The organism is Ruegeria sp. CG8 (genome assembly GCF_056537165.1).
The window spans coordinates 181,615-201,394 of record NZ_JBQFRA010000005.1; the positions used below are offsets into that span (position 1 = coordinate 181,615).

At 63.5% G+C, this 19,780-nt stretch carries 22 protein-coding genes; 13 read left to right on the forward strand and 9 right to left on the reverse strand.

Annotated elements, in window-relative coordinates:
* The first annotated feature begins 98 nt into the window (after positions 1 to 98).
* Positions 99 to 1,049, forward strand: a complete 951-nt coding sequence (locus ACR0EF_RS15795; RefSeq protein ID WP_170372315.1) for an L-threonylcarbamoyladenylate synthase — start codon at positions 99 to 101, stop codon at positions 1,047 to 1,049.
* Here the strand turns inward: ACR0EF_RS15795 and ACR0EF_RS15800 are convergent, their stop codons facing one another.
* Positions 1,050 to 1,604, reverse strand: coding sequence for a YqgE/AlgH family protein (locus ACR0EF_RS15800; protein ID WP_170367594.1), 555 nt, complete (start codon positions 1,602 to 1,604; stop codon positions 1,050 to 1,052).
* Between the two features lie 142 nt (positions 1,605 to 1,746).
* Between ACR0EF_RS15800 and ACR0EF_RS15805 the strand changes: the two genes are divergently transcribed.
* Entirely contained in the window at positions 1,747 to 2,559 is an 813-nt protein-coding gene (locus ACR0EF_RS15805; RefSeq protein ID WP_170372317.1) for a protein-disulfide reductase DsbD domain-containing protein, read from the forward strand.
* A 4-nt stretch (positions 2,560 to 2,563) separates the two neighbouring features.
* Positions 2,564 to 2,995 carry an NUDIX hydrolase gene (locus tag ACR0EF_RS15810; RefSeq protein ID WP_170372319.1) on the forward strand — a complete coding sequence of 144 codons (432 nt, stop codon included), beginning with the start codon at positions 2,564 to 2,566 and terminating at the stop codon, positions 2,993 to 2,995.
* Here the strand turns inward: ACR0EF_RS15810 and ACR0EF_RS15815 are convergent.
* From ACR0EF_RS15815 to ACR0EF_RS15840, 6 genes are all read right to left on the reverse strand, one after another.
* Positions 2,962 to 6,363: an efflux RND transporter permease subunit gene (locus tag ACR0EF_RS15815; protein WP_170372321.1), complete on the reverse strand. Its 3,402-nt coding sequence runs from the start codon at positions 6,361 to 6,363 to the stop codon at positions 2,962 to 2,964. The genes ACR0EF_RS15810 and ACR0EF_RS15815 overlap by 34 nt on opposite strands.
* A gap of 5 nt (positions 6,364 to 6,368) precedes the next feature.
* Entirely contained in the window at positions 6,369 to 7,823 is a 1,455-nt protein-coding gene (locus ACR0EF_RS15820; protein ID WP_170372323.1) for an efflux RND transporter periplasmic adaptor subunit, read from the reverse strand.
* Between the two features lie 107 nt (positions 7,824 to 7,930).
* Positions 7,931 to 8,473 (reverse strand): molybdenum cofactor biosynthesis protein B, encoded by a 543-nt coding sequence (gene moaB / locus ACR0EF_RS15825; protein WP_093963541.1) that lies wholly within the window; start codon positions 8,471 to 8,473, stop codon positions 7,931 to 7,933.
* Between the two features lie 6 nt (positions 8,474 to 8,479).
* A complete protein-coding gene (locus ACR0EF_RS15830) occupies positions 8,480 to 9,100 on the reverse strand; it encodes a LysE family translocator (protein ID WP_170367589.1) in 621 nt (206 codons plus the stop codon).
* Positions 9,097 to 9,696, reverse strand: a complete 600-nt coding sequence (locus ACR0EF_RS15835; protein WP_170373102.1) for a metallophosphoesterase family protein — start codon at positions 9,694 to 9,696, stop codon at positions 9,097 to 9,099. Before ACR0EF_RS15835 ends, ACR0EF_RS15830 begins: the two co-directional genes overlap by 4 nt.
* Positions 9,693 to 10,460 (reverse strand): uracil-DNA glycosylase, encoded by a 768-nt coding sequence (locus ACR0EF_RS15840; protein WP_170373103.1) that lies wholly within the window; start codon positions 10,458 to 10,460, stop codon positions 9,693 to 9,695. The genes ACR0EF_RS15835 and ACR0EF_RS15840 overlap by 4 nt, the downstream gene beginning before the upstream one ends.
* Positions 10,461 to 10,545: 85 nt before the next feature.
* Between ACR0EF_RS15840 and ACR0EF_RS15845 the strand changes: the two genes are divergently transcribed.
* The 9 genes from ACR0EF_RS15845 (at position 10,546) to ACR0EF_RS15885 (ending at position 16,657) form a co-directional block, all read left to right on the forward strand.
* Complete coding sequence (locus ACR0EF_RS15845) at positions 10,546 to 11,160, forward strand: scavenger receptor class F, member 2 (RefSeq protein WP_170372329.1); 615 nt, start codon at positions 10,546 to 10,548, stop codon at positions 11,158 to 11,160.
* 65 nt (positions 11,161 to 11,225) lie between these two features.
* The gene (locus ACR0EF_RS15850; protein WP_170343014.1) at positions 11,226 to 12,161 is read left to right on the forward strand and encodes an aspartate carbamoyltransferase catalytic subunit; all 936 of its coding nucleotides are present in this window, start codon (positions 11,226 to 11,228) and stop codon (positions 12,159 to 12,161) included.
* A complete protein-coding gene (locus ACR0EF_RS15855) occupies positions 12,158 to 12,676 on the forward strand; it encodes a hypothetical protein (RefSeq protein ID WP_170373104.1) in 519 nt (172 codons plus the stop codon). Before ACR0EF_RS15850 ends, ACR0EF_RS15855 begins: the two co-directional genes overlap by 4 nt.
* Complete coding sequence (locus tag ACR0EF_RS15860; protein WP_367646421.1) at positions 12,661 to 13,047, forward strand: hypothetical protein; 387 nt, start codon at positions 12,661 to 12,663, stop codon at positions 13,045 to 13,047. Before ACR0EF_RS15855 ends, ACR0EF_RS15860 begins: the two co-directional genes overlap by 16 nt.
* Positions 13,044 to 14,324, forward strand: coding sequence for a dihydroorotase (gene pyrC / locus ACR0EF_RS15865; protein WP_170373105.1), 1,281 nt, complete (start codon positions 13,044 to 13,046; stop codon positions 14,322 to 14,324). The genes ACR0EF_RS15860 and pyrC overlap by 4 nt, the downstream gene beginning before the upstream one ends.
* On the forward strand, positions 14,324 to 14,929 hold the full coding sequence (plsY, locus tag ACR0EF_RS15870; protein ID WP_170365480.1) for a glycerol-3-phosphate 1-O-acyltransferase PlsY: 606 nt from the start codon (positions 14,324 to 14,326) through the stop codon (positions 14,927 to 14,929). Before pyrC ends, plsY begins: the two co-directional genes overlap by 1 nt.
* The gene (locus ACR0EF_RS15875) at positions 14,926 to 15,195 is read left to right on the forward strand and encodes a hypothetical protein (protein WP_170373106.1); all 270 of its coding nucleotides are present in this window, start codon (positions 14,926 to 14,928) and stop codon (positions 15,193 to 15,195) included. Before plsY ends, ACR0EF_RS15875 begins: the two co-directional genes overlap by 4 nt.
* 198 nt (positions 15,196 to 15,393) lie before the next feature.
* Entirely contained in the window at positions 15,394 to 15,867 is a 474-nt protein-coding gene (locus ACR0EF_RS15880; protein WP_093963550.1) for a YHS domain-containing (seleno)protein, read from the forward strand.
* Positions 15,868 to 16,123: 256 nt separating this feature from the next.
* On the forward strand, positions 16,124 to 16,657 hold the full coding sequence (locus tag ACR0EF_RS15885) for an outer membrane protein (protein ID WP_093963551.1): 534 nt from the start codon (positions 16,124 to 16,126) through the stop codon (positions 16,655 to 16,657).
* Positions 16,658 to 16,705: 48 nt separating this feature from the next.
* Here the strand turns inward: ACR0EF_RS15885 and ACR0EF_RS15890 are convergent, their stop codons facing one another.
* Positions 16,706 to 17,689, reverse strand: a complete 984-nt coding sequence (locus ACR0EF_RS15890) for a quinone oxidoreductase family protein (protein WP_170373107.1) — start codon at positions 17,687 to 17,689, stop codon at positions 16,706 to 16,708.
* Between the two features lie 192 nt (positions 17,690 to 17,881).
* On the opposite strand from ACR0EF_RS15890, the gene ACR0EF_RS15895 reads away from it, so the two are divergent.
* Positions 17,882 to 18,739 carry a DUF2189 domain-containing protein gene (locus tag ACR0EF_RS15895; protein ID WP_170373108.1) on the forward strand — a complete coding sequence of 286 codons (858 nt, stop codon included), beginning with the start codon at positions 17,882 to 17,884 and terminating at the stop codon, positions 18,737 to 18,739.
* A gap of 35 nt (positions 18,740 to 18,774) precedes the next feature.
* On the opposite strand, the gene ACR0EF_RS15900 is transcribed toward ACR0EF_RS15895, so the two are convergent.
* A complete protein-coding gene (locus ACR0EF_RS15900) occupies positions 18,775 to 19,761 on the reverse strand; it encodes an NAD(P)H-quinone oxidoreductase (RefSeq protein WP_170373109.1) in 987 nt (328 codons plus the stop codon).
* Positions 19,762 to 19,780: the final 19 nt, after the last annotated feature.

Below are 19,780 nucleotides of genomic sequence, written 5' to 3' on the forward strand. Positions count from 1 at the left end.
GGCTTGGAATCCATGGCCCGCGCCGGTATTCATCTAAGCTTGTTCGATTACCTATCCGTCCCCCTGTTGCAAGCAACCAAAACGCCGCGTCACCACCCATGATCCCCAACAGCACGCAATATCTGGATGCTGATCCCGCCGGGATTGCAGCCGCGGCCGACCTGCTGCGTCAGGGACTGCTGGTCGCCTTCCCGACCGAGACCGTCTACGGGCTGGGCGGCGACGCCCGCAACGGCGAAGCGGTGGCAGCGATCTACGCCGCCAAGGGACGACCCAGTTTCAACCCGCTTATCGCGCATGTCGCCTCGGTCGAGGCTGCCAAACGCTATGTCGAGTGGTCGGACAATGCCGAACAACTGGCAGCTGCGTTCTGGCCCGGTCCGCTGACGCTGGTGCTGCCGCTGCGCGCAGGGCATGGCGTGTCCTCGCTGGTGACGGCGGGGCTGGAGACGCTGGCCGTGCGGGTGCCAGCCCACCCAACCGCGCGCGCATTGCTGAGCGCAGTTGACGGACCCGTCGCTGCCCCATCGGCAAACCCCTCCGGTCGGATCAGCCCGACCACTGCGGCGCATGTGCGCGCAGGTCTGGACGGTCGGATCGCCGCCGTACTGGATGACGGACCCTGTTCAGTCGGGTTGGAATCGACCATCGTGGGCTTGGCCGGCAGCCCCGCTTTGCTGCGGCCCGGCGGTGTCGCTCTGGAGCAGATCGAAACAGTTCTGGGCACGCGCCTGACCCGCCACAAGCCCGGAGATCTGCTGACCGCTCCGGGGCAGTTGCTGTCACATTATGCTCCGGATGCACCGGTGCGGCTGAACGCCACCGAGCGGCGCGGGGACGAGCTGCTGCTGGGATTTGGCAATGTCGATTGCGACCGCAACCTGTCTGCCAGGGGTGACCTGATCGAAGCGGCGGCAAACCTGTTTGCGTATCTGCACGAACTGGACGGTACGGGGCGGCCGATTGCCGTCAGCCCGATCCCTTCCCAGGGCGTGGGGGCGGCCATCAACGACCGCCTGCGCCGGGCCGCGGCGCCGCGCAATTCCTGATCAGGCCCGACCGGCGCTGGCCGACAGCGTCAGCGGATCGACACCCAGCGTGGCCAAGGCGGCCTCCCACTTTTCGTCGTCGGCAACGTCAAAGACAAGTTTCGATGTGGCATCGGTCGTCAACCAGCCATTGGCCGCGATCTCATCTTCCAGCTGTCCAGGCCCCCATCCCGAATAGCCCAGCATCAGCATCGAGTTCAGCGGCCCTGTGCCAGAAGCGATATCTTCGAGCACGTCCAGCGTCGCCGTCATGCTGAAATCGCCGGCCACGTGCAGCGAATGCAGATTTGCGTCGTAGTCCGCGCTGTGCAGGACAAACCCCCGGGACAATTCGACGGGACCACCAAAATGCACAAGGCGTTCTCCGACAACCGGGATGCGGCATGCGATGTTCAACTGTTCAAGAAGCGTCTTGATCCGCAAATCCGACGGTTTGTTCACGATCAGACCCATCGCGCCGTCATCGCCGTGGCTGCACAGGTACACCACTGAATGATCAAAGCGCGGATCGCCCATGCCGGGCATCGCAATCAACAGTTTTCCAGTCAGATCCATCAAAAAAACTCGTGCGGCTTATTCCCTTACAATGACCTTGCGGAACCCGGATTGGCAAGGGATCACGCCTGAAATCCCGCGATTTCTGCCGGTGACCAGAACGTGACTTGGCAAACCTGCCCGCACATCGCATTTATGGATCATGAGATCACTGTTCAAACCCGTCCTGACCATTGTTTCAGCTTGTCTGGCCCTGGCCGCACCTGCGCAGGGGCAATCGATCGACTCGATCGTCCGGCTGGACGTGATCGATGGCGGCCAATCCGAGGATGGAACCTATCTCACCGCGATCCGATTGGATCTGGAGCCCGGATGGAAGACCTATTGGCGGGCCCCCGGTGACGCCGGCATACCGCCTGAATTCGATTGGCGCCGCTCCGGCAATGTCGGCGCGGTTGCGATCACCTGGCCCACGCCGCATGTCTTTGACCAGAACGGCCTGAAGTCCATCGGCTACGAAAAGCAGCTGGTGTTGCCGGTTCGGATTACGCCCAAGGACGCATCCAAACCGGTCCGGTTGCGCGGCGAGGTCGATCTGGGAGTGTGCAAGGATGTCTGCATTCCCGCATCTTTGAAATTTGACCACGAACTGGACGCCGGCGCAGCAAGAAATCCGGCGATCGCGGCTGCGCTTGCGCAACGGCCCTTCTCTGCACGCGAGGCTGGCGTTACCGGCGCGGCCTGTCGCCTGAGCCCGACCGCGGACGGTTTTCAGGTGCAGGTACAGATCGACATGCCCTCGGCCGGTGGCGCCGAGCTTGCGGTGATCGAACCGGGGAATCCGGCCCTGTGGGCCTCGCAGACTGAAACCAAGCGGCAAGGCAACCGGCTGACCGCCACGTCCGAGGTGATCAGCCCAGACGGTCAGCCCTTTGCCCTGGACCGGTCCGCCGTGCGGATCACGGTTCTGGGGACCAAACACGCGGTCGACATTCTGGGCTGCAGCGCGGGCTGAGCGGATGCAGCAGGTTCCCCGGATCGGCGCACTGGCGGTTGTCGTAGATCAGGGCCATGTCCTGCTGGTGCAACGCAGCAAGGCCCCCGATGCCGGTCTCTGGGGATTTCCGGGCGGCCATGTGGAGTGGGGAGAAACCGTCCTGCAGGCCGCCGCGCGCGAGCTGATGGAAGAAACCGGTATCGAAGCAACCCCGCAGGCGTATCTGGGCAACCTTGATCTGCTGGTCCGGGATGCAGCCGGACAGATCACCGCCCACTATTTGCTGGTCGGCGTGTCCTGCCGCTTCGAATCCGGCACTCCGGTCGCAGCGGATGATGCGCAGGATGCGCGTTGGTTCCCAATCCGCCAAGTGCTGGACCGCGACCTTGCCATGAGCGCCCGGGTGCCCGACCTTCTGTCTCAGGCACTGGCCCGGGATGAAAGCCTGACATAAAGCGCCCCGGACACGATCAGGCTGACGGCCAGAATGGCAACCGCACCGGCCGCGAACGCTCCCAGCCCCATTCTCAACAACGCCAGACCTTCCTCGCCGCCGTACAGCCCGGACAGCACACCCAGCGGCGCGCCGGCCAGAACCGGCCAGACCATCGTGACCAGCAGCCAGAGGATCATCGCCCCGCCCGTTCCCGCGGCCGCGACCCGGACCACCTTGTCCGGCGCCCGCAGGGCGCGGCGCATCGCCGTCATCGGGCGAGAGATATCACTCAGGATCGCCAGCAACGCGGGAACCAGGAGCAGCACCAGCACCATGCCGAACCCGAGCCCGTAGACCAGCGTGATCACCGTGGGTTTGAGGAATTGCGCCTGCTGCGACCCTTCGTACAGCAACGGGGCCAGCCCCATCACCGTCGTCAGCGTGGTCAGCATCACCGGCCGCAACCGGTCAGCGGTGCCTTCTATGATCGAGGGCACCAGCCCGCGATCCTGCTGATACCCATCAATGGTCGTTATCAAAACGATCGAGTCATTGATGATGATCCCGGTCATGCCCAACAGGCCGACGACCGTGAACATGCTTAGCGGAACGCCCCAGATGTAGTGCCCCCAGATGGTGCCGACCAGTCCAAAGGGAATGATCGCCATCACCACCAGCGGCCTTGTCCAACTGGCGAAGATCCACGCCAGAACAAGGTAGATTCCGGTCAGGCACAGGATCAGACCGGTACGCGCCTCGGTCAGGAACTCGTCCTCCTGTTCGCTCAGACCGGCCATGCGCCACTCGACCTGAAACTCGGCGGCGATATCCGGCAGGATTTCCTCGCGCATGGCGCGGGTGATTTCCGCGGCCTGGGCCGGGTCATCCTCGGATATGTCCCCATTCACTGCGATCACCCGCAGGCCATTTTCCCGGCGCACCGTCGAGAACCCCGACTCGCGCTTGACCGAGACGATGTCAGCCAGCGGGACATAAACCCCGTCCGGTGACCGCATCAACGTGCGTTCCAGGAAATCTGCGGTCAGCTCGCTTTCGGGCAGTTCGACCCGGATCTCGGCGCTGCGAGGACCGTCGGGGAATGTCGCCGCCTCGATCCCGTTCAGGCGGTGACGCAGAACCCGGCCCAATGTCTCGATGCGGAAGCCCAGCGCCTCACCCTGTGCCGTCAGATCCAGAATGTACTCTTCCTTGTCATAGGCCAGATTGTCTTCCAGCGCTGAAACCTCGGGGTATTTCGACAGTTCCGCCTGCAGGGCCTCGGACGCGGATTTCAGTGTGTTCACGTCCGCGCCGAAAAGCTGCACGTCGATGGCATCACCACCCGGACCCGAGCGCCAGCCGCGGAACGTCAGCAATTCGACCTTGGGATGGCGCGGCACGAATTCCTGCAGCTCGCCCACGAATTCAAAGCTGGAATAAGGTCGCAGGTCGGCATCGATCAGCTCGATCGAGATACCGCCCAGCAAATCGCCATCCTTGCCATCGGCGGCGGACAGACCATAGCCGGCGCTGCCCCCGATCTCGGCCAGAACATAGTCGATCGGGTTGCGACCGTGGCGTTCTTCGTAGATCTGGCCCAGCTCTTCGGTGGCGCGCTGCAGAATGTGCATCATTTCGATCGTGTCGGCGCGGGTAGCGCCTTCGGCCATGATGAAATTGCCGGTGACCGAGCCCCGCTCGGGTGCGTTGAAAAACCGCCAATTGACGTCGCCCTTGATGAACAGCGCTATCTGGCTGGCCAGAATGGCGATCATCAGGGCCACGACCACGTATCGCGCCCAGATTGCCCACGCCACCAAAGGTCGGAAAAGAGTGTCGCGCACCCAGCGAAAACCCCTGTTCACAACCCGGTTGGGCCAGTCATACCAGTGTTCCTTGGCCGAATGTGCGATGGCATGCGCCATGTGGTTCGGCAGGATCAGAAAACACTCGATCAACGAGGCGATCAGTACAGCGATCACCGTAAAGGGAATGTCGCGGATCAGCTCTCCGAACCGTCCACCAATGGCGGTCAGACCAAAAAAGGCGATCACGGTCGTGACCGTGGCCGCAAAAACCGGCATCGCCATGCGCCGGGCGGCGCGCTCGGCGGCAACGACCGGTGGCTCGCCCAGACGGCGGGCCCGGAAATCGGCGTGTTCCCCCACCACGATCGCATCATCCACCACGATACCCAGCGTGATTATAAGGCCGAACAACGAGACCATGTTGATCGACAGCCCGCCGATATACATGAAGGCGATGGCCGCCGACATGGCCACCGGAATACCGGCTGCGACCCAAAAAGCGATGCGTGCATTCAAGAATAGGAACAGCAGGCACACCACCAAGCCCAGCCCGACCAGCCCGTTGTCGATCAGAATGTCCAACCGGTCGGTGATGGCCTGCGCCCGGGTACGGATCAGCTCGACCGAGATACCATCCGGCAGGCTCGCCTGCATCTCGGCAACCACATCCTCGACCGTGTGCTGAATGTCGATCGCGTCCCCCAGGTTCGACCGGTCCACCCGGACGGACATGGCCGGATTTTCCCCCACAAAATAGCTGCGATTGCGGGTAACGCCCTCGACCCGGATCTGCGCGACATCGCCGACCACCAGCTTGGACCCGTCCGGATAGGTGCGCAAAGCGATGCGCTCGATCTCCTCCGGGGTGCGCTTTTCGACACCGGTGCGGATCCGGGCGTTTGCGCCGGTCACGTCCCCGGCCGGATTGGCCGTGACCTCGGCCGCGACCGCCGAGGCGATCTCGGACAGGGTGATGTCGTTGGCGATCAACTGCGCGGTGGGAACTTCGACCACGATGCGTGGGGCCGCAAGGCCGCGGATCGTGGTCCGCGTGACACCGGCAGCGAACAGCCGATTGATCAACTCATCCGTGAATTTGGCCAGCTGCCCGGTCTCGATCGGGCCGGTGAGGACAACATCCGTCACCCGGTCTCGCCACGCGGCCCGCCGGATGGACGGTTCTTCGGCGTCCTCAGGCAGGTTGGTCACGCTGTCGACCGCGGTGCGTACTTCTTCGACGGCGCGGCTCATGTCCCAGTTGGGTTCAAATTCCAGCGCGATGCGGGCCGATCCTTCGCGAGAGGTCGACTCGGTGCTGGCAACGCCTTCGACCGCCAGCAATGCAGGTTCAAGGATCTGGACAATCCCGTTGTCCACATCCTCGGGCCCCGCACCATCCCATTCGACGTTGACATTGACCCGTTCCAGGATCACGTCCGGAAAGAACTGCGCCCGCATGTTCGGCGCCGAAGCCGCGCCAAGGACCAGCATGACCACCAGCAGAAGGTTGGCAATGGTCCGGTGACGCGTGAAATAGCTGAGGATGCCGCTGGCCGCGCCCGGGATCTCGCGCATCATGGCGCCTATCCCCCGGCCCGGTTTTCAAGCCGCCGCAACAGAGACGACGGCACCTTCGCCTCGCTCAACTGAGCAAGAACACGGGTCTTGACGTCCTGAGACATGCGGTCGCTGGCCTCGACCTGCGCCACCAACCGCGCGCGGTGTTCGTCCGTCAGCTCGACCATGTCCGGCTCGACCGCGGCGCTGTCTTCGATGCGAACCGGGCGCACGCGGACCCCCGACCCCAGCAGAGGGGTCCGACCCACCACGACTTCGCGCCCTTCCAGCCCGGCGCCGCGCAGCAACACTTCATCCCCTTGCCGGCGCACCAGCTCGACCGGGAGCGTTTCCAGCCGGTCGTCGTCGCCCAGCACCAGCACGGTGCCTTGCGCATCCAGAACCGAAGACGGGAGACGCACGACATTTTCCAGCGGCTGTTCCTCGACCGAAACGGTCACGAAATCGCCGGGCTTGAACCCCGGCGCGTCATCAAGCCGGGCATAAAGCAACCGGCCGGTCTGGCCCTCGCCGGCCGACCCGCTGTCGCGGCTTATCCGACCGGTGGCGCTCAGGTCCGTGCCCGTCACCTCAAGCGAGATGGTCACTGGTGCCGGGATCAGCTTGCCCTGATCGTCCAGCAACCGCACGTATTGCGCAGTCGAAACACGGAACGCGACCTCCAGCGCGAACGGGTCGACCAGTTCGGCCAGCTTTTCATTTGCCGTGACCAGGCGCCCTTCAACCAGCGTGACACCAGTCAGCGTCCCGTCGAACCGGGCGCGGATGGTCATGTCTTCCAGATCGCGTTCCGCCGATTCCAAAGCGATACGGGCCCGCGCCAGCAACGTCGTTGCCTGATCGACGCGGGACTCGGCCTGCGCCAAAGCGATACGGCGCGACAACACGGTCTGCCGGGCCGAGGCCGCGGCCAATTCGGCCTCTTCAACGCTGGCGGTCGCGCCCACGCCACGGTCCAGCAAATCCTTCTGACGCTGCAGGGCCCGTTCCCGCAGATCCGATTGGGACTCGGCGGCCTTCAATTCATCCTGTGCCAAAAGCAGGGCGCGTTCGGCATCGCGTTCTTCAAACTGGGCATCCAGCAGGTCCGACCGCGCCCGGTCCAGCGCCGCCTGCGCATCGGCCGGGTCCAGCTCGACCAGAACTTCGCCTGCGCGCACAACCCCGCCATCCTCGAAGTTTTCCGCCAGCCCGATGACACGGCCACCCAGCGCCGCCCGCAATTCCAGACGCCTGCGGCTTTGAACTTCGCCGAATGCCTCCAGATAGGGGGTGGCGGTTTGTGGCTCGGCCTTCTGAACAGTGACGGCGAACACGCGTTCGCGCGCCTGCGGGGGTTTGTTGTCGCGGGTCATGACCTCTTGCACTGCGCCGGTGATCATCTGCGCCGCGACAATCAACAGCGCAAGCATCAGGGATGCCAGAAAGACACCGATGAGGCTCTGCCGCAGAAATCGCATAGATCTTTCACTCCGGTTGCAACGGGACGCAGTCTGTTAATAGGTAGCCAGGCCGGAAAAAATACCAACCCACAAGGCGGTTATGAGCCGTTAAACGTACGACCAGTCTACTTCCGTCGCAGATGTTCGTCCAATCTGGGCATGATTTCCACGAAATTGCAGGGCCGGTGGCGATAATCCAGCTGTTTTTCCAAAATGCCGTCCCAGGCATCCTTGCAGGCCCCCGGGCTGCCCGGCAGGGCAAACAGATAGGTTCCGCCGGCGACGCCACCTGTGGCCCGCGACTGTACAGCCGAGGTTCCGATCTTCTCCATCGAAATCAGGGTGAAGACGGTGCCAAAAGCCTCGATTTCCTTTTCGTAGACATCGCGATGCGCCTCGACCGTGACATCGCGCCCGGTCAAGCCGGTGCCGCCGGTCGAGATCACCACGTCAATCTCGGGGTCGGCGACCCACGCCCGCAACTGCTCGGCGATCTGGGCGCGCTCGTCCTGAATGATCTTGCGGTCGGCCACGGTGTGCCCCGCACGCTCGATCCGGTCGACCAATGTTTGGCCCGAACGATCTTCGGCCAGTGACCGCGTGTCCGATACGGTCAGAACAGCGATGCGGATGGGGATGAATTCCATGGTTTCATCAATTCGGGACATGTCGTGTCAGGCTCTTTCCATAATGGCCAGCCGGGCCGCCAGAGCGACGAACACGCCGCCACTGACCCAGCCGAGAATTCGCGAAGCCCGCGGGCTTGAAATCAGCGCTCGCCCGGCGCCGCCGGCAAATGACCCCACCAGGGCATTCACGACGAACCCGCCCACAGCGATGATCGCGCCCAGCAGCAGAAACTGAGCCAGAACCGATCCGTTGGCCGGCGATACGAATTGCGGGATGAAAGCCAGAACAAACAGAATGATCTTGGGATTCGTCATGTTGACCAGCATCCCCTCGCGAAAGGCATGGCCCGAAGGCTGCATTGGAGCGTCAGTCCGGACCGCACCGTTCCGGATGGTGCCCCAGGCCAGATACAGCAGGTAGGCCACGCCCAGCCAGCGAATGACGTCGAACAGCCAGGGCATAGTCGCGACCGCCGCGCCAAGTCCCAGCCCAGCCAGCAGAACATGAACCATCAGACCAGTCGAGACACCGGCACTGGCCACGATGGCCGATCGGGCGCCCGACCGAAGCCCAAGCCCGAAGCAGAACATCATGTCAGCCCCCGGCGTCATGTTCAGCGCGATGGCGGCTGGGATGAAGGTCAACAGCGTTGCGTATTCGATCATGGATCGACCTCGAACCAATTCACCTTGGGCCCCAGATTTGCGATCCGGGTGCGACCGATCTCGCCGCGATAACCCCAGCTGTCGTGGATATGACCGCACAGAGCAAAGTCAGGTTGAATCCGTTCCACCGCGTCGCGCACCGCGCTCGATCCGATCGATTGCCCCTGCGAGGTCCGATCGCCTTTGCCCTTGGGCGGGGCATGCGTGATCAGGATGTCGGCCGACGGGCAGCGATTGAGCAGCTCTGCGGCCTCGGCTTCGGTCAGGTCGCAGGACCAGTCACCAAATGGCGTGACCGGTACGCCATAGCCAAGTCCGAACAGGCGCAGCCCGTCCACGGTCATGCCTGTTCCGTGCAGAACATGCACGCCGTCCGGCACGGCCGCCGCCAGTTCCTCGGCGCTTTCGGCGTTGCCGGGAACCAGAACCATCGGCGCGGATATGCCGGAAAGCATTTCCATCGCCTCGTCCAGCCCCTGACGCATGTTGCAGTAATCACCCGCGCCGATCACCAGGTCAGCGTCGACGCTGGCTGCCACCAGTTCCGCAGCCCGATTGCGGGCCATGTGCAGGTCGGAAAAGGCCAGAACCTTCATCCCTTGTTCTCCAGATATGCGCGCAGATCCAAAAGATCGGCCCAGGCCTGGCGCTTGGCATGGGGCTGGCGCAGCAGATAGGCGGGGTGCAGCATGGGCAGAACCGGCAGATTCAGCGCCTGATCCCACTGCCCGCGAAGCCGCGTAATGCCGCGCTTGTTCAGAACCGCCTGGCAGCTGATGTTGCCCATTACCACCAGGACCTTTGGCTTGGACAGGGCCACGTGCCGTTCCAAAAACGGCTGCATCATCGCGATCTCGTCCGGCCGCGGGTCCCTGTTCTGCGGCGGACGCCAGGGCAGAACATTGGTGATGTAAACGTTCTTGGCGCGGTCCAAATCTATCGCGGCCAGCATCCGATCCAGCAACTGCCCGGCGCGGCCAACGAACGGCTTTCCAGCGCGGTCTTCTTCACGGCCCGGGGCCTCGCCGACGATCATGACCGGCGCACCGGGTGTCCCATCAGCAAAGACCAACTGTCGCGCGCCACGCTTCAGATCGCAGTGTTCGAACGCCTCCATAGCGGCGCGCAGCTGATCCAGAGACGATGCCGCAGACGCAGCCTTTTTTGCCTCGACCACCGGATCGGCCTTGGCGGGCTTCTGCACTGCGGGCTGCGCTGCGGCGGGTTTTTTGACCTTTGGCGCGGTATCCGGCAATGCATAGCGGTCAACCGGTGCGTCGACGATCGCGTCGGTTACGCCCAGCTCAACCTGCCATTCCAGCAGGGCACGCGCGGTGTAGGGGTCAAGGGCCGATTCCATGACCATCAATCTACTCAGCTTTGCGGGAAGGGAAAGCAAATTGGCCTTGCCTTGGCGCATTGCCGGGCCGACGATGGTCCCCGTCATGACGCGAACCCTGGGCTTTCTGCTGATCACTCTGTTCGCCCTGCTGCCCGGCGGGTCGGAGGCACAGTCGTTTCTCAACAATCAAGGCCAATGCCGTGGGGGCCAGTTTCAATGCGGTCTGAAATGCTGCTCGGTCGGCCAACGCTGCAGCTATGACGGATTCTGCATTCAGGCCGGGGGCACCTATTGCGGCGGCGGGCGGTCCTGCGGACCGTTCGAGAAATGCGTGGCCGGAGGCACCCGATGCGCGCCGGCAGGGGCAAACAAATGCGCCTCGCGGCTGGATTGCCCCAGCGGGTCCTTCTGCAACGCACGCGGCGAATGCGAGCGCAGTTCGCCCGACTTCGACCCCTCTCCGCAACCGGCAACGCCCTGCGACGACGGGCGGACCTGCGCAGCCGGTTCGACCTGCCTGCCGGGCGGCGGCTGTACGCGCCCCGGCTGGTATCTGTGCGAAGAGACCGGATCGCAATGCCGCGCCGGGTTCAAATGCTCGGCCAATCAGGGCTGCGTGCCCAGAAAGGCCGTCGATTGCGGATACGGCAAGTGGTGCCGGCCCGGCGAGCAGTGCCTGCCCGAAGGCGGATGCGAGAAACTGCCCGATGGGGACTGACTCCAGTTGCCCCGACGCGCTGCGCTTTCTATAAGCGGCGCGACTGTCAGACAGGAGCCCGGCCCATGCGTTTCGCCCATCGTCACCTACTTGGCATCGAGCATCTGTCCCAATCCGACATCACCGCCATTCTGGACCTGGCCGAAAAATACGTCGATCTGAACCGGCAATCGGCCAAGCACTCGGACGTTTTGGCGGGGCTGACCCAGATCAACATGTTCTTCGAGAACTCGACCCGCACGCAGGCCAGTTTCGAACTGGCGGGCAAGCGGCTGGGTGCGGATGTGATGAACATGGCGATGCAGGCCAGCTCGATCAAGAAGGGCGAGACCCTGATCGACACGGCGATGACGCTGAATGCGATGCATCCCGACCTGCTGGTAGTGCGGCATCCGCATTCGGGCGCGGTAGACCTGCTGGCGCAGAAGGTCAACTGCGCGGTGCTGAACGCCGGCGACGGGCGGCACGAGCACCCCACGCAGGCGCTGCTGGATGCGCTGACCATCCGGCGTGCCAAGGGGCGGCTGCACCGGTTGAACGTGGCGATCTGCGGGGATGTGGCCCATTCCCGCGTGGCCAGGTCGAACCTGATCCTGCTGGGCAAGATGGAGAACCGCATCCGCCTGATCGGCCCGCCGACGCTGGTGCCCGCGCAATTCGCCGAATTCGGGGCCGAGATCTATGACGACATGACCGAGGGCCTGCGCGATGTGGACGTGGTGATGATGCTGCGCCTTCAGAAAGAGCGGATGGATGGCGGGTTCATCCCGTCGGAACGGGAATACTATCACCGCTATGGCCTGGACGCCGCCAAGCTGGCGCTGGCCAAGCCGGACGCCATCGTGATGCATCCCGGCCCGATGAACCGCGGGGTCGAGATCGACGGCACGCTGGCTGACGACATCAACCGCTCGGTCATCCAGGAGCAGGTCGAGATGGGCGTCGCCGTGCGCATGGCCGCGATGGAACTGCTGGCCCGCAACCTGAAGGAGTCGGCATGAGCGATCTGGACATCTCCGCTGGTGAGCGCGGCGTGATCCGCCTGTTCGCGCTGGACATGCGCCCCGAAGAGGCGAAGTTCCTGCGCGAGCCCGGCGCGGCGGATCAGGTCCTTGGCGTCACTGGGCTGGACCCCCAGCAGATCGACGTGTTTCCGGTGTCCGACCTCGAGGACCTGGGCCTCTACGGCTATCTCAGCGAGGGCTGCGGCGTGTCCGAGGACCAGCTGGACCGGGCCAAACTGGAGTCGGTCGACGGCTGGGTTTTGGTGCTGCGCAGCGCGGCCCTGAGCGCGCGCGCGGCCACGCTGAGCCCCGACCCGCGTCTGCGCCTGATCGGGCTCTACACCGAAGAGGCCACGAACTGGAGCGGCAGCCCCATCGAGACCGAGAGCGCGCGGCCATTCTCGGCCGCGCCGAGCCCGGTTTCGAGCGAGCAACCCCGCCGGACGGGATCGGCCGTGCTTGCCTTGATCATCCTGTTGGTCATCGGAGGTGCTCTGTGGCTGATCCTGTGACCTTTGCGCCGGACAAGGGCGCCTATGTCCGTACCAACGCCTGGTTGGCCGCGGGCGCGATGGCGGGGGCGATGCTCGTGCTGTGGCTGATCGGAAATCCCTATGTCTGGACCGGCGCCCCGGCCGGTCTGGCGGCGGTGGGCGTCCGGGCGTGGTACCTGGCGTCGGAGGAACTGGTGGCCAACTGGCAGATGACCGACACCACCCTGACCGGACCCGGCGGGCGCAGCGTGCCGCTGAACCAGATCGCGGCCGTGAATATCATGGGCAGCTTCGTGCAGATCGTCACCAAAGGCGGCGACAAGCACCTGATCAAGTACCAGGCCGACCCGGCCGCCACCAAAGCCGCGATTGAAAGGGCAATGGCATGACCAACCTGATCTTCACCAACGCCCGCCTGATCGACCCCGAAGCCGGAACCGACGCGCTGGGCTGGCTGCATGTGGCCGACGGGCGCATCGTGGCCAGCGGCGACGGCCCGGCGCCCGAGGCGGACGCGCAGGTGATCGATTGCGGCGGTCAGTGTCTGGCCCCCGGTATCGTCGACATCGGCGTCAAGGTCTGTGAGCCGGGCGAGCGGCACAAGGAAAGCTACAAATCCGCGGGTCTTGCCGCCGCGGCCGGGGGCGTGACCACAATGGTCACCCGCCCCGACACCCTGCCTGCGATCGACACGCCGGAAACGCTCGAATTCGTCACCCGACGCGCTCAAGCTGACACGCCCGTCAACGTGCTGACCATGGCCGCCCTGACCAAGGGCCGCGACGGGCGCGAGATGACCGAGATCGGGTTTCTGATGGATGCGGGCGCGGTGGCTTTCACCGACTGCGACCATGTGGTGACGGACACCAAGGTATTTTCCCGCGCGCTGACCTATGCCCGGGCCTGCGGCGCGCTTGTCATCGCCCACCCACAGGACCCGGGGCTGAGCCACGGTGCTGCCGCCACCAGCGGCAAGTTCGCCGCCCTGCGCGGTCTGCCTGCCGTTTCGCCCATGGCCGAGCGCATGGGGCTGGACCGCGACATCGCCCTGCTGGAAATGACCGGCGCGGCCTATCACGCCGACCAGATCACCACAGCCCGCGCCCTGCCCGCACTGGAACGGGCCAAGCGAAACGGGCTGGACATCACCGCCGGCACCTCGATCCACCACCTGACGCTGAACGAGCTGGACGTGGCCGACTATCGCACCTTCTTCAAGGTCAAGCCGCCGCTGCGCTCCGAGGATGACCGGCAGGCGGTGATCGAGGCCGTGCGGTCCGGCCTGATCGACACGATCAGCTCGATGCACACGCCGCAGGACGAGGAAAGCAAACGCCTCCCGTTCGAAGAGGCGGCCTCGGGCGCGGTGGCGTTGGAAACCCTGCTGCCGGCCGCGCTGCGCCTTTATCATGCCGATCAACTGGACCTGCCGACCCTGTTCCGGGCCATGACACTGAATCCGGCGAAACGACTGGGGCTGGACTGCGGCCGCCTGAGCGCGGGCGCCCCGGCCGATCTGGTTCTGTTCGACCCGGATGTGCCCTTCGTGCTGGACCGGTTCACGCTGAAATCGAAATCGCAGAACACCCCGTTTGACGGACAGCGGATGCAGGGTAAGGTCACCGCAACCTACGTTGCAGGCAAAGAAATTTTCCGGAGATCCTGATGCCCGTTTTCGACAGCTCGACGACCCAACTGATTATCTGGGCCGCGATCGGATACCTGATGGGGTCGGTGCCTTATGGCATGATCGTTGCGCGGGTGATGGGGCTGGGCAACCTGCGCCAGATCGGTTCCGGCAATATTGGTGCCACCAACGTGTTGCGCACCGGCAGCAAGGCGGCGGCGGCACTGACTCTTCTGTTCGACGCCGGCAAAGGCGCGGTCGCGGTCCTGCTGGCCCGGGCACTGGCCGGCGACGATGCCGCCCAGGTCGCGGCGCTGGCGGCCTTTGTCGGCCATTGCTATCCAGTCTGGCTGAGCTTCAAGGGCGGCAAGGGCGTGGCAACGTTCCTGGGCCTGTGGCTGGCACTGGACTGGCGGGTGGGCGTTGCGTGTTGTCTGACATGGCTGGTCGCTGCTGCGATCTGGCGGATCTCGTCCCTCGGCGCGCTGGCCGCGGCAGCTCTGTCGACAACATGGGTGATGATCTTGACGGACGGGTCGACCTTTTTGCTGGGCGTCGTTCTGACGCTGCTGATTTACTGGCGCCACCGCGAAAATCTGGCCCGCATCAAGGCGGGAACAGAGCCCAAGATCGGGAAATCGTGACCGCGCCGACCGACTTTTTGGACGCATTCTTTGCCTTGCCGGAGGGTTCTATTACCGGAACTGCAAACGGTCGAAGCTACTCGGTCACGAGGGTGGCGATGGCGGGCGGCAAATCGCACAAGCTGGTCGCCCATGAACGGGGTGGCGCAGACTACATCAGTATGAACCTGTACCTGACGGATCAGAGCGGCGCTTTGCTGCGCCCCTGCGAGATGCCTGCCGCCAAGGTCGTACGCTTTGTTCTGGCCCTGGTACCCGACAGCTGAACCGCGGACCGATCTGCGCTTGCGAACAGACCGCCTGGTATTTCTGCACATTCACGTTTGATTGCTTTGAACGTGATCGCCGCCTTTCCCACCTGAGTTTTCGTGACGCTCAATTACCGGGTGCACGAAACGCAATTTCGGTGCTGAAACGCCCGCGCTTGGACATGCCGGGCAGCCCCGATCACGAAAGGTGGAACCATGAACAAGATCAAATCCCTGTTGGGCGGCGTGGCGCTGTCCGTGGCAATCGCAAGCTCGGCCCTGGCGGCCGGCGTGGAAATCAACGCCTCGTCGACCGGCCTGGCGATGCAGGGTTACGACCCTGTGGCCTATTTCACCGAAGGCGAGCCGACCAAAGGCAGCTACAAGATCACGGCGTTGCACAACGATGCGCTGTACCGTTTTGCCACCGAAGAGAACAAGGCCGCGTTCGAAGCCAATCCCGAGGCCTACCTGCCCGCCTACGGCGGCTACTGTGCCTTCGGAGCGGCCATGGGGTTCAAGTTTGACGGCGATCCGACCTACTGGAAGATCGTGGACAACAAGCTGTACCTGAACCTGTCGGAAGACATCCAGCAGCGTTGGGAAGGCGACATCCCCGGCTTCATCGAAAAAGCCAGCGTCAACTGGGAAACGATCGCCGACAAGGATCCGGCCGAACTGCAGCAATAATCTGCTGAATTGGCGGCAAGGATCGGCGGCAGAATGCTTCTGCCGCCGATCGTGATTTGAAGCCCCACGACCCCGAACCTATCTGATCAGAACAACACTCCAAAAGGGCGGCCAGGCGCCGACCTTGCGGAAATCCGGGTCGGAATAACAGCGAAAAACCAATGATCCGGTCCACCGACCGGAACGTAATGATCAATACAAACCTTCAGGCCAACCAAAGGCCGAGGCAGATAACTTCCAACGAAAGGATAGCAAGATGACGAGCAAACTGGCACTTTTGACCACCGTTGCAACTTTTGCAGCCGGCACCGCCATGGCGCAGTCCTCGGGCGATTGGACCGGGTTCTATGCAGGTGCGCAGGTCGGCTACGCGGATATCGGCACCAGCCTGTCCGGTGTGGACGGAGACGGCGCCATCGGCGGTCTGATCCTTGGTTACGACTATGATCTGGGCGACTGGGTCGTGGGCGGCGGCTTTGACTATGACTGGTCTGATGTCGACCTTTCGGGTGCCGCAACGGTCGAAGACGTCTGGCGGCTGAAAGCCCGCGCCGGCTACAAGGTCAACCCGCAGGGGCTGTTGTATGGTGTCGCCGGTTACGCAGATGCGGGAACCGACACGCTGGGCAGCGACGATGGATGGTTCATCGGCGCCGGTTATGAACAGATCGTCGCGCCGAACGTCAGCATCGCGGGCGAGCTGCTGTACCACGAGTTCGACAATTTCAACTCGACCGGTGTCGACGTGGATGCAACCACGTTCCAGATCCGGGCAGCATACCGCTTCTGATCCCTCGCGCAGAATCGAACGGGCCCGGCACGGCGTGCCGGGCCTTTTTCATGGCACTAGGATCGTGCTTCCGGTTGTCTGCCGCGCCTCCAGTGCGCGGTGCGCATCGGCGACCTGATCCAGTTCAAAGCGTTGATCGATGTGAATCTTGACCTCGGCGCCGGCCACCTTGCCGAACAGCCGCCGGGCCATGGCCTGACACACGGAATGGTCCGCGATATGGGTGAACAGCGTCGGCCGGGTGATCTTCAACGACCCTTTCTGCCCAAGAATGCCGATGTTGAATGGTGGCACGGGTCCAGACGCATTGCCGAAGGAAATCATCATCCCCAATGGCTTGAGGCAGTCCAGCGAGCCTTCGAACGTATCGGCACCGACAGAGTCCATGACCGCATCGACCCCTTTGCCGCCAGTAATCTCGGCCACGCGGGACGCAAAATCCTCGGTCCGGTAGTTGATGCAGTGTGTGGCGCCGTTGAACTGGGCCAGACGGCACTTGTCATCGGTCCCGGCCGTACCGATCAGCTTGATGCCTTCGGATTTGGCCCACTGGCACGCGATCAGGCCGACACCCCCGGCGGCGGCATGGAACAGAACCGTATCACCACGTTTCAGCGGCGTGGTGCGGTGAAACAAGTATTCAACCGTCAAGCCCTTGAGCATCATGGCCGCCGCGGTCTCGAATGAGATGCCGCCGGGCAAGGGACACACCTGCGACGCGGGCATCACCCGCGCTTCGCAATAGGCACCGGCCGGCACCGCGGCATAGGCCGCCCGCTGGCCCGGTTTCAGATGCGTCACGCCTTCGCCGACCGCCTCGATCACCCCGGCGGCTTCCATTCCCAGCGCGTGCGGCAGTTCCATCGGATACAGACCGGTCCGCTGGTAGACATCAATAAAATTCAGACCGCAGGCGTGATGGCGGATCCGAACTTCACCCGGTCCCGGGTCACCCAACGGTCTATCCTCGATCTTCAGCACCTCGGGGCCGCCGGTTTCGTGAATGACTACGGTACGCGCCGTTTTCTGCATGCTGACCTCCTTTTGCCTGGATCCAAGCTATCACTTCGGCGCCGCAGGGCAATCCGGCGATCTCGCAGGGGTGAACCAGGATTGGAAAAAACTGTGGTACACTAGGGTCAGGCGTTGCCGGGTCATCCGGCCACGGGCAACTTTTCGCCGGATGCATCCTGCGGCGCACCTGCGCCAAGGAAAGGGATGACAATGGCAAAGACAATCGGAAACCCGATCAGTTGGACCGCGCAGCAACTCGGCGCGACCAGCGATCACATCGCTGAAAACGTAACGGGCATCGGCAGCGCTGACACCCAGCATCTGCCGACGGTACAAACGCTGACGTTGCAAGACTTGCGAGAGTGCCTGCGCGCCGGATACGAAGACTTTCTGGCGATCCGGGCCGATGCCATTTTCATCGTTCTGATCTACCCGATCGCGGGGCTTTTGATGTTCGGATTCGCGATGCAAGCCAACATGGTGCCACTTCTGGCTCCTCTGGTGGCCGGGTTTGCGCTGATCGGTCCGGTCGCTGCACTGGGCTTGTATGAGATCAGCCGCAAGCGGGAACAGGGGCACGAGGTTCACTGGCTGGACGCGTTGGGTGTTTTTCGATCCCCCTCGTTCGGCGCCATACTGGCACTGGCCTTTTACCTTGTCATGCTGTTGCTGGTCTGGCTGATGGTGGCACACGCCATCTATATCGAAACACTGGGTCCGCAGCCGCCAGAGACGCTGGGCCAATTTCTGACACAGGCTCTGACCACCGGCCCCGGCTGGACCATGATCATCGTCGGATCGGCGGTTGGGTTCCTGTTTGCTCTGGTGGCCTTGGCCGTCAGCGTTGTCAGCTTCCCGTTGCTGCTTGACCGCAAGGTCGGCCTGCCCGTGGCCGTTGTCACCTCGGTCCGGGTCCTGCGGCACAATCCGACCGTGATCCTGACCTGGGGCTTCATCGTCGCCGCGCTGCTGGTTCTTGGTGCGATCCCGCTGCTTTTGGGCCTGATCGTCGCAATGCCTGTCTTGGGGCACGCGACATGGCACCTCTATAGACGCGCCATCGCCTGAGCAAAGCGCGGGGCACCCCCCCCGCGCTGATAGGCCTAGCCTGATACTTTCAAGACGATCTTGCCAATGTGGCCGGAGCTTTCCATGCGGGCATGCGCAGCGGCGGCATCGGCCAGATCAAATTCGCTGTCCATGACCGGGGCAACTTTTCCAGCCTCAAGCAGCGGCCAGACCGCCTCGTGCAGATCCTGCGCGATGCGTGCTTTGGCCAGATCGCTCTGTGGCCGCAGTGTGCTGCCGGTCAGGGTCAGGCGTTTGACCATCATCATAGCAAAGTTCAACTCGACGACGGGTCCTTGCAGAAACGCGATCTGAACCAGCCTGCCATCTTCGGCCAGCGCCTTGACGTTGCGAGGGATGTAATCGCCGCCAACCATGTCGAGAATCAGATCCGCCCCACCTTCGGCCCGCATGGCAGCAACAAAATCCTCGGTCTTGTAGTTGATCGCCCTCTCGGCCCCCAGGTCCAGACAGGCCTGGCATTTCTCGTCCGAACCAGCCGTCACGAAGACCCGGGCTCCGAAAGCGTTGGCCAGTTGAATGGCCGTGGTACCAATCCCGCTCGATCCCCCATGTACAAGGAACCGTTCGCCAGCCTTCAGCCCGCCACGAGTGAATACGTTTGACCAGACCGTAAAGAAGGTTTCGGGCAGGCAGGCGGCCTGTTTCAGGCTCAGGCCCGAGGGCACAGGCAGGCAATGTGCCGCTGGTGTTACCACGTATTCTGCATACCCGCCGCCAGGCAACAACGCACAGACCTGATCCCCCAATGCCAACCCCGAGACGCCGGACCCGATGGCCACCACCTCGCCCGAAGCCTCGAGCCCGGGAAGGTCGCTGGCCCCCGGCGGCGGATCATAGGCCCCGGCCCGCTGCAGAGCGTCCGGGCGATTGACGCCGGCATAGGCCACTTTCAAAACCACCTGACCATGACCCGGCTCGGGCATGGGGCGTTCCGTCAGCTTGAGAACGTCCGGACCTCCGGGCGTGGTGATCTCAATGGCGCGCATCATCTGGGGCATTGGCAAAACTCCTTTGCGC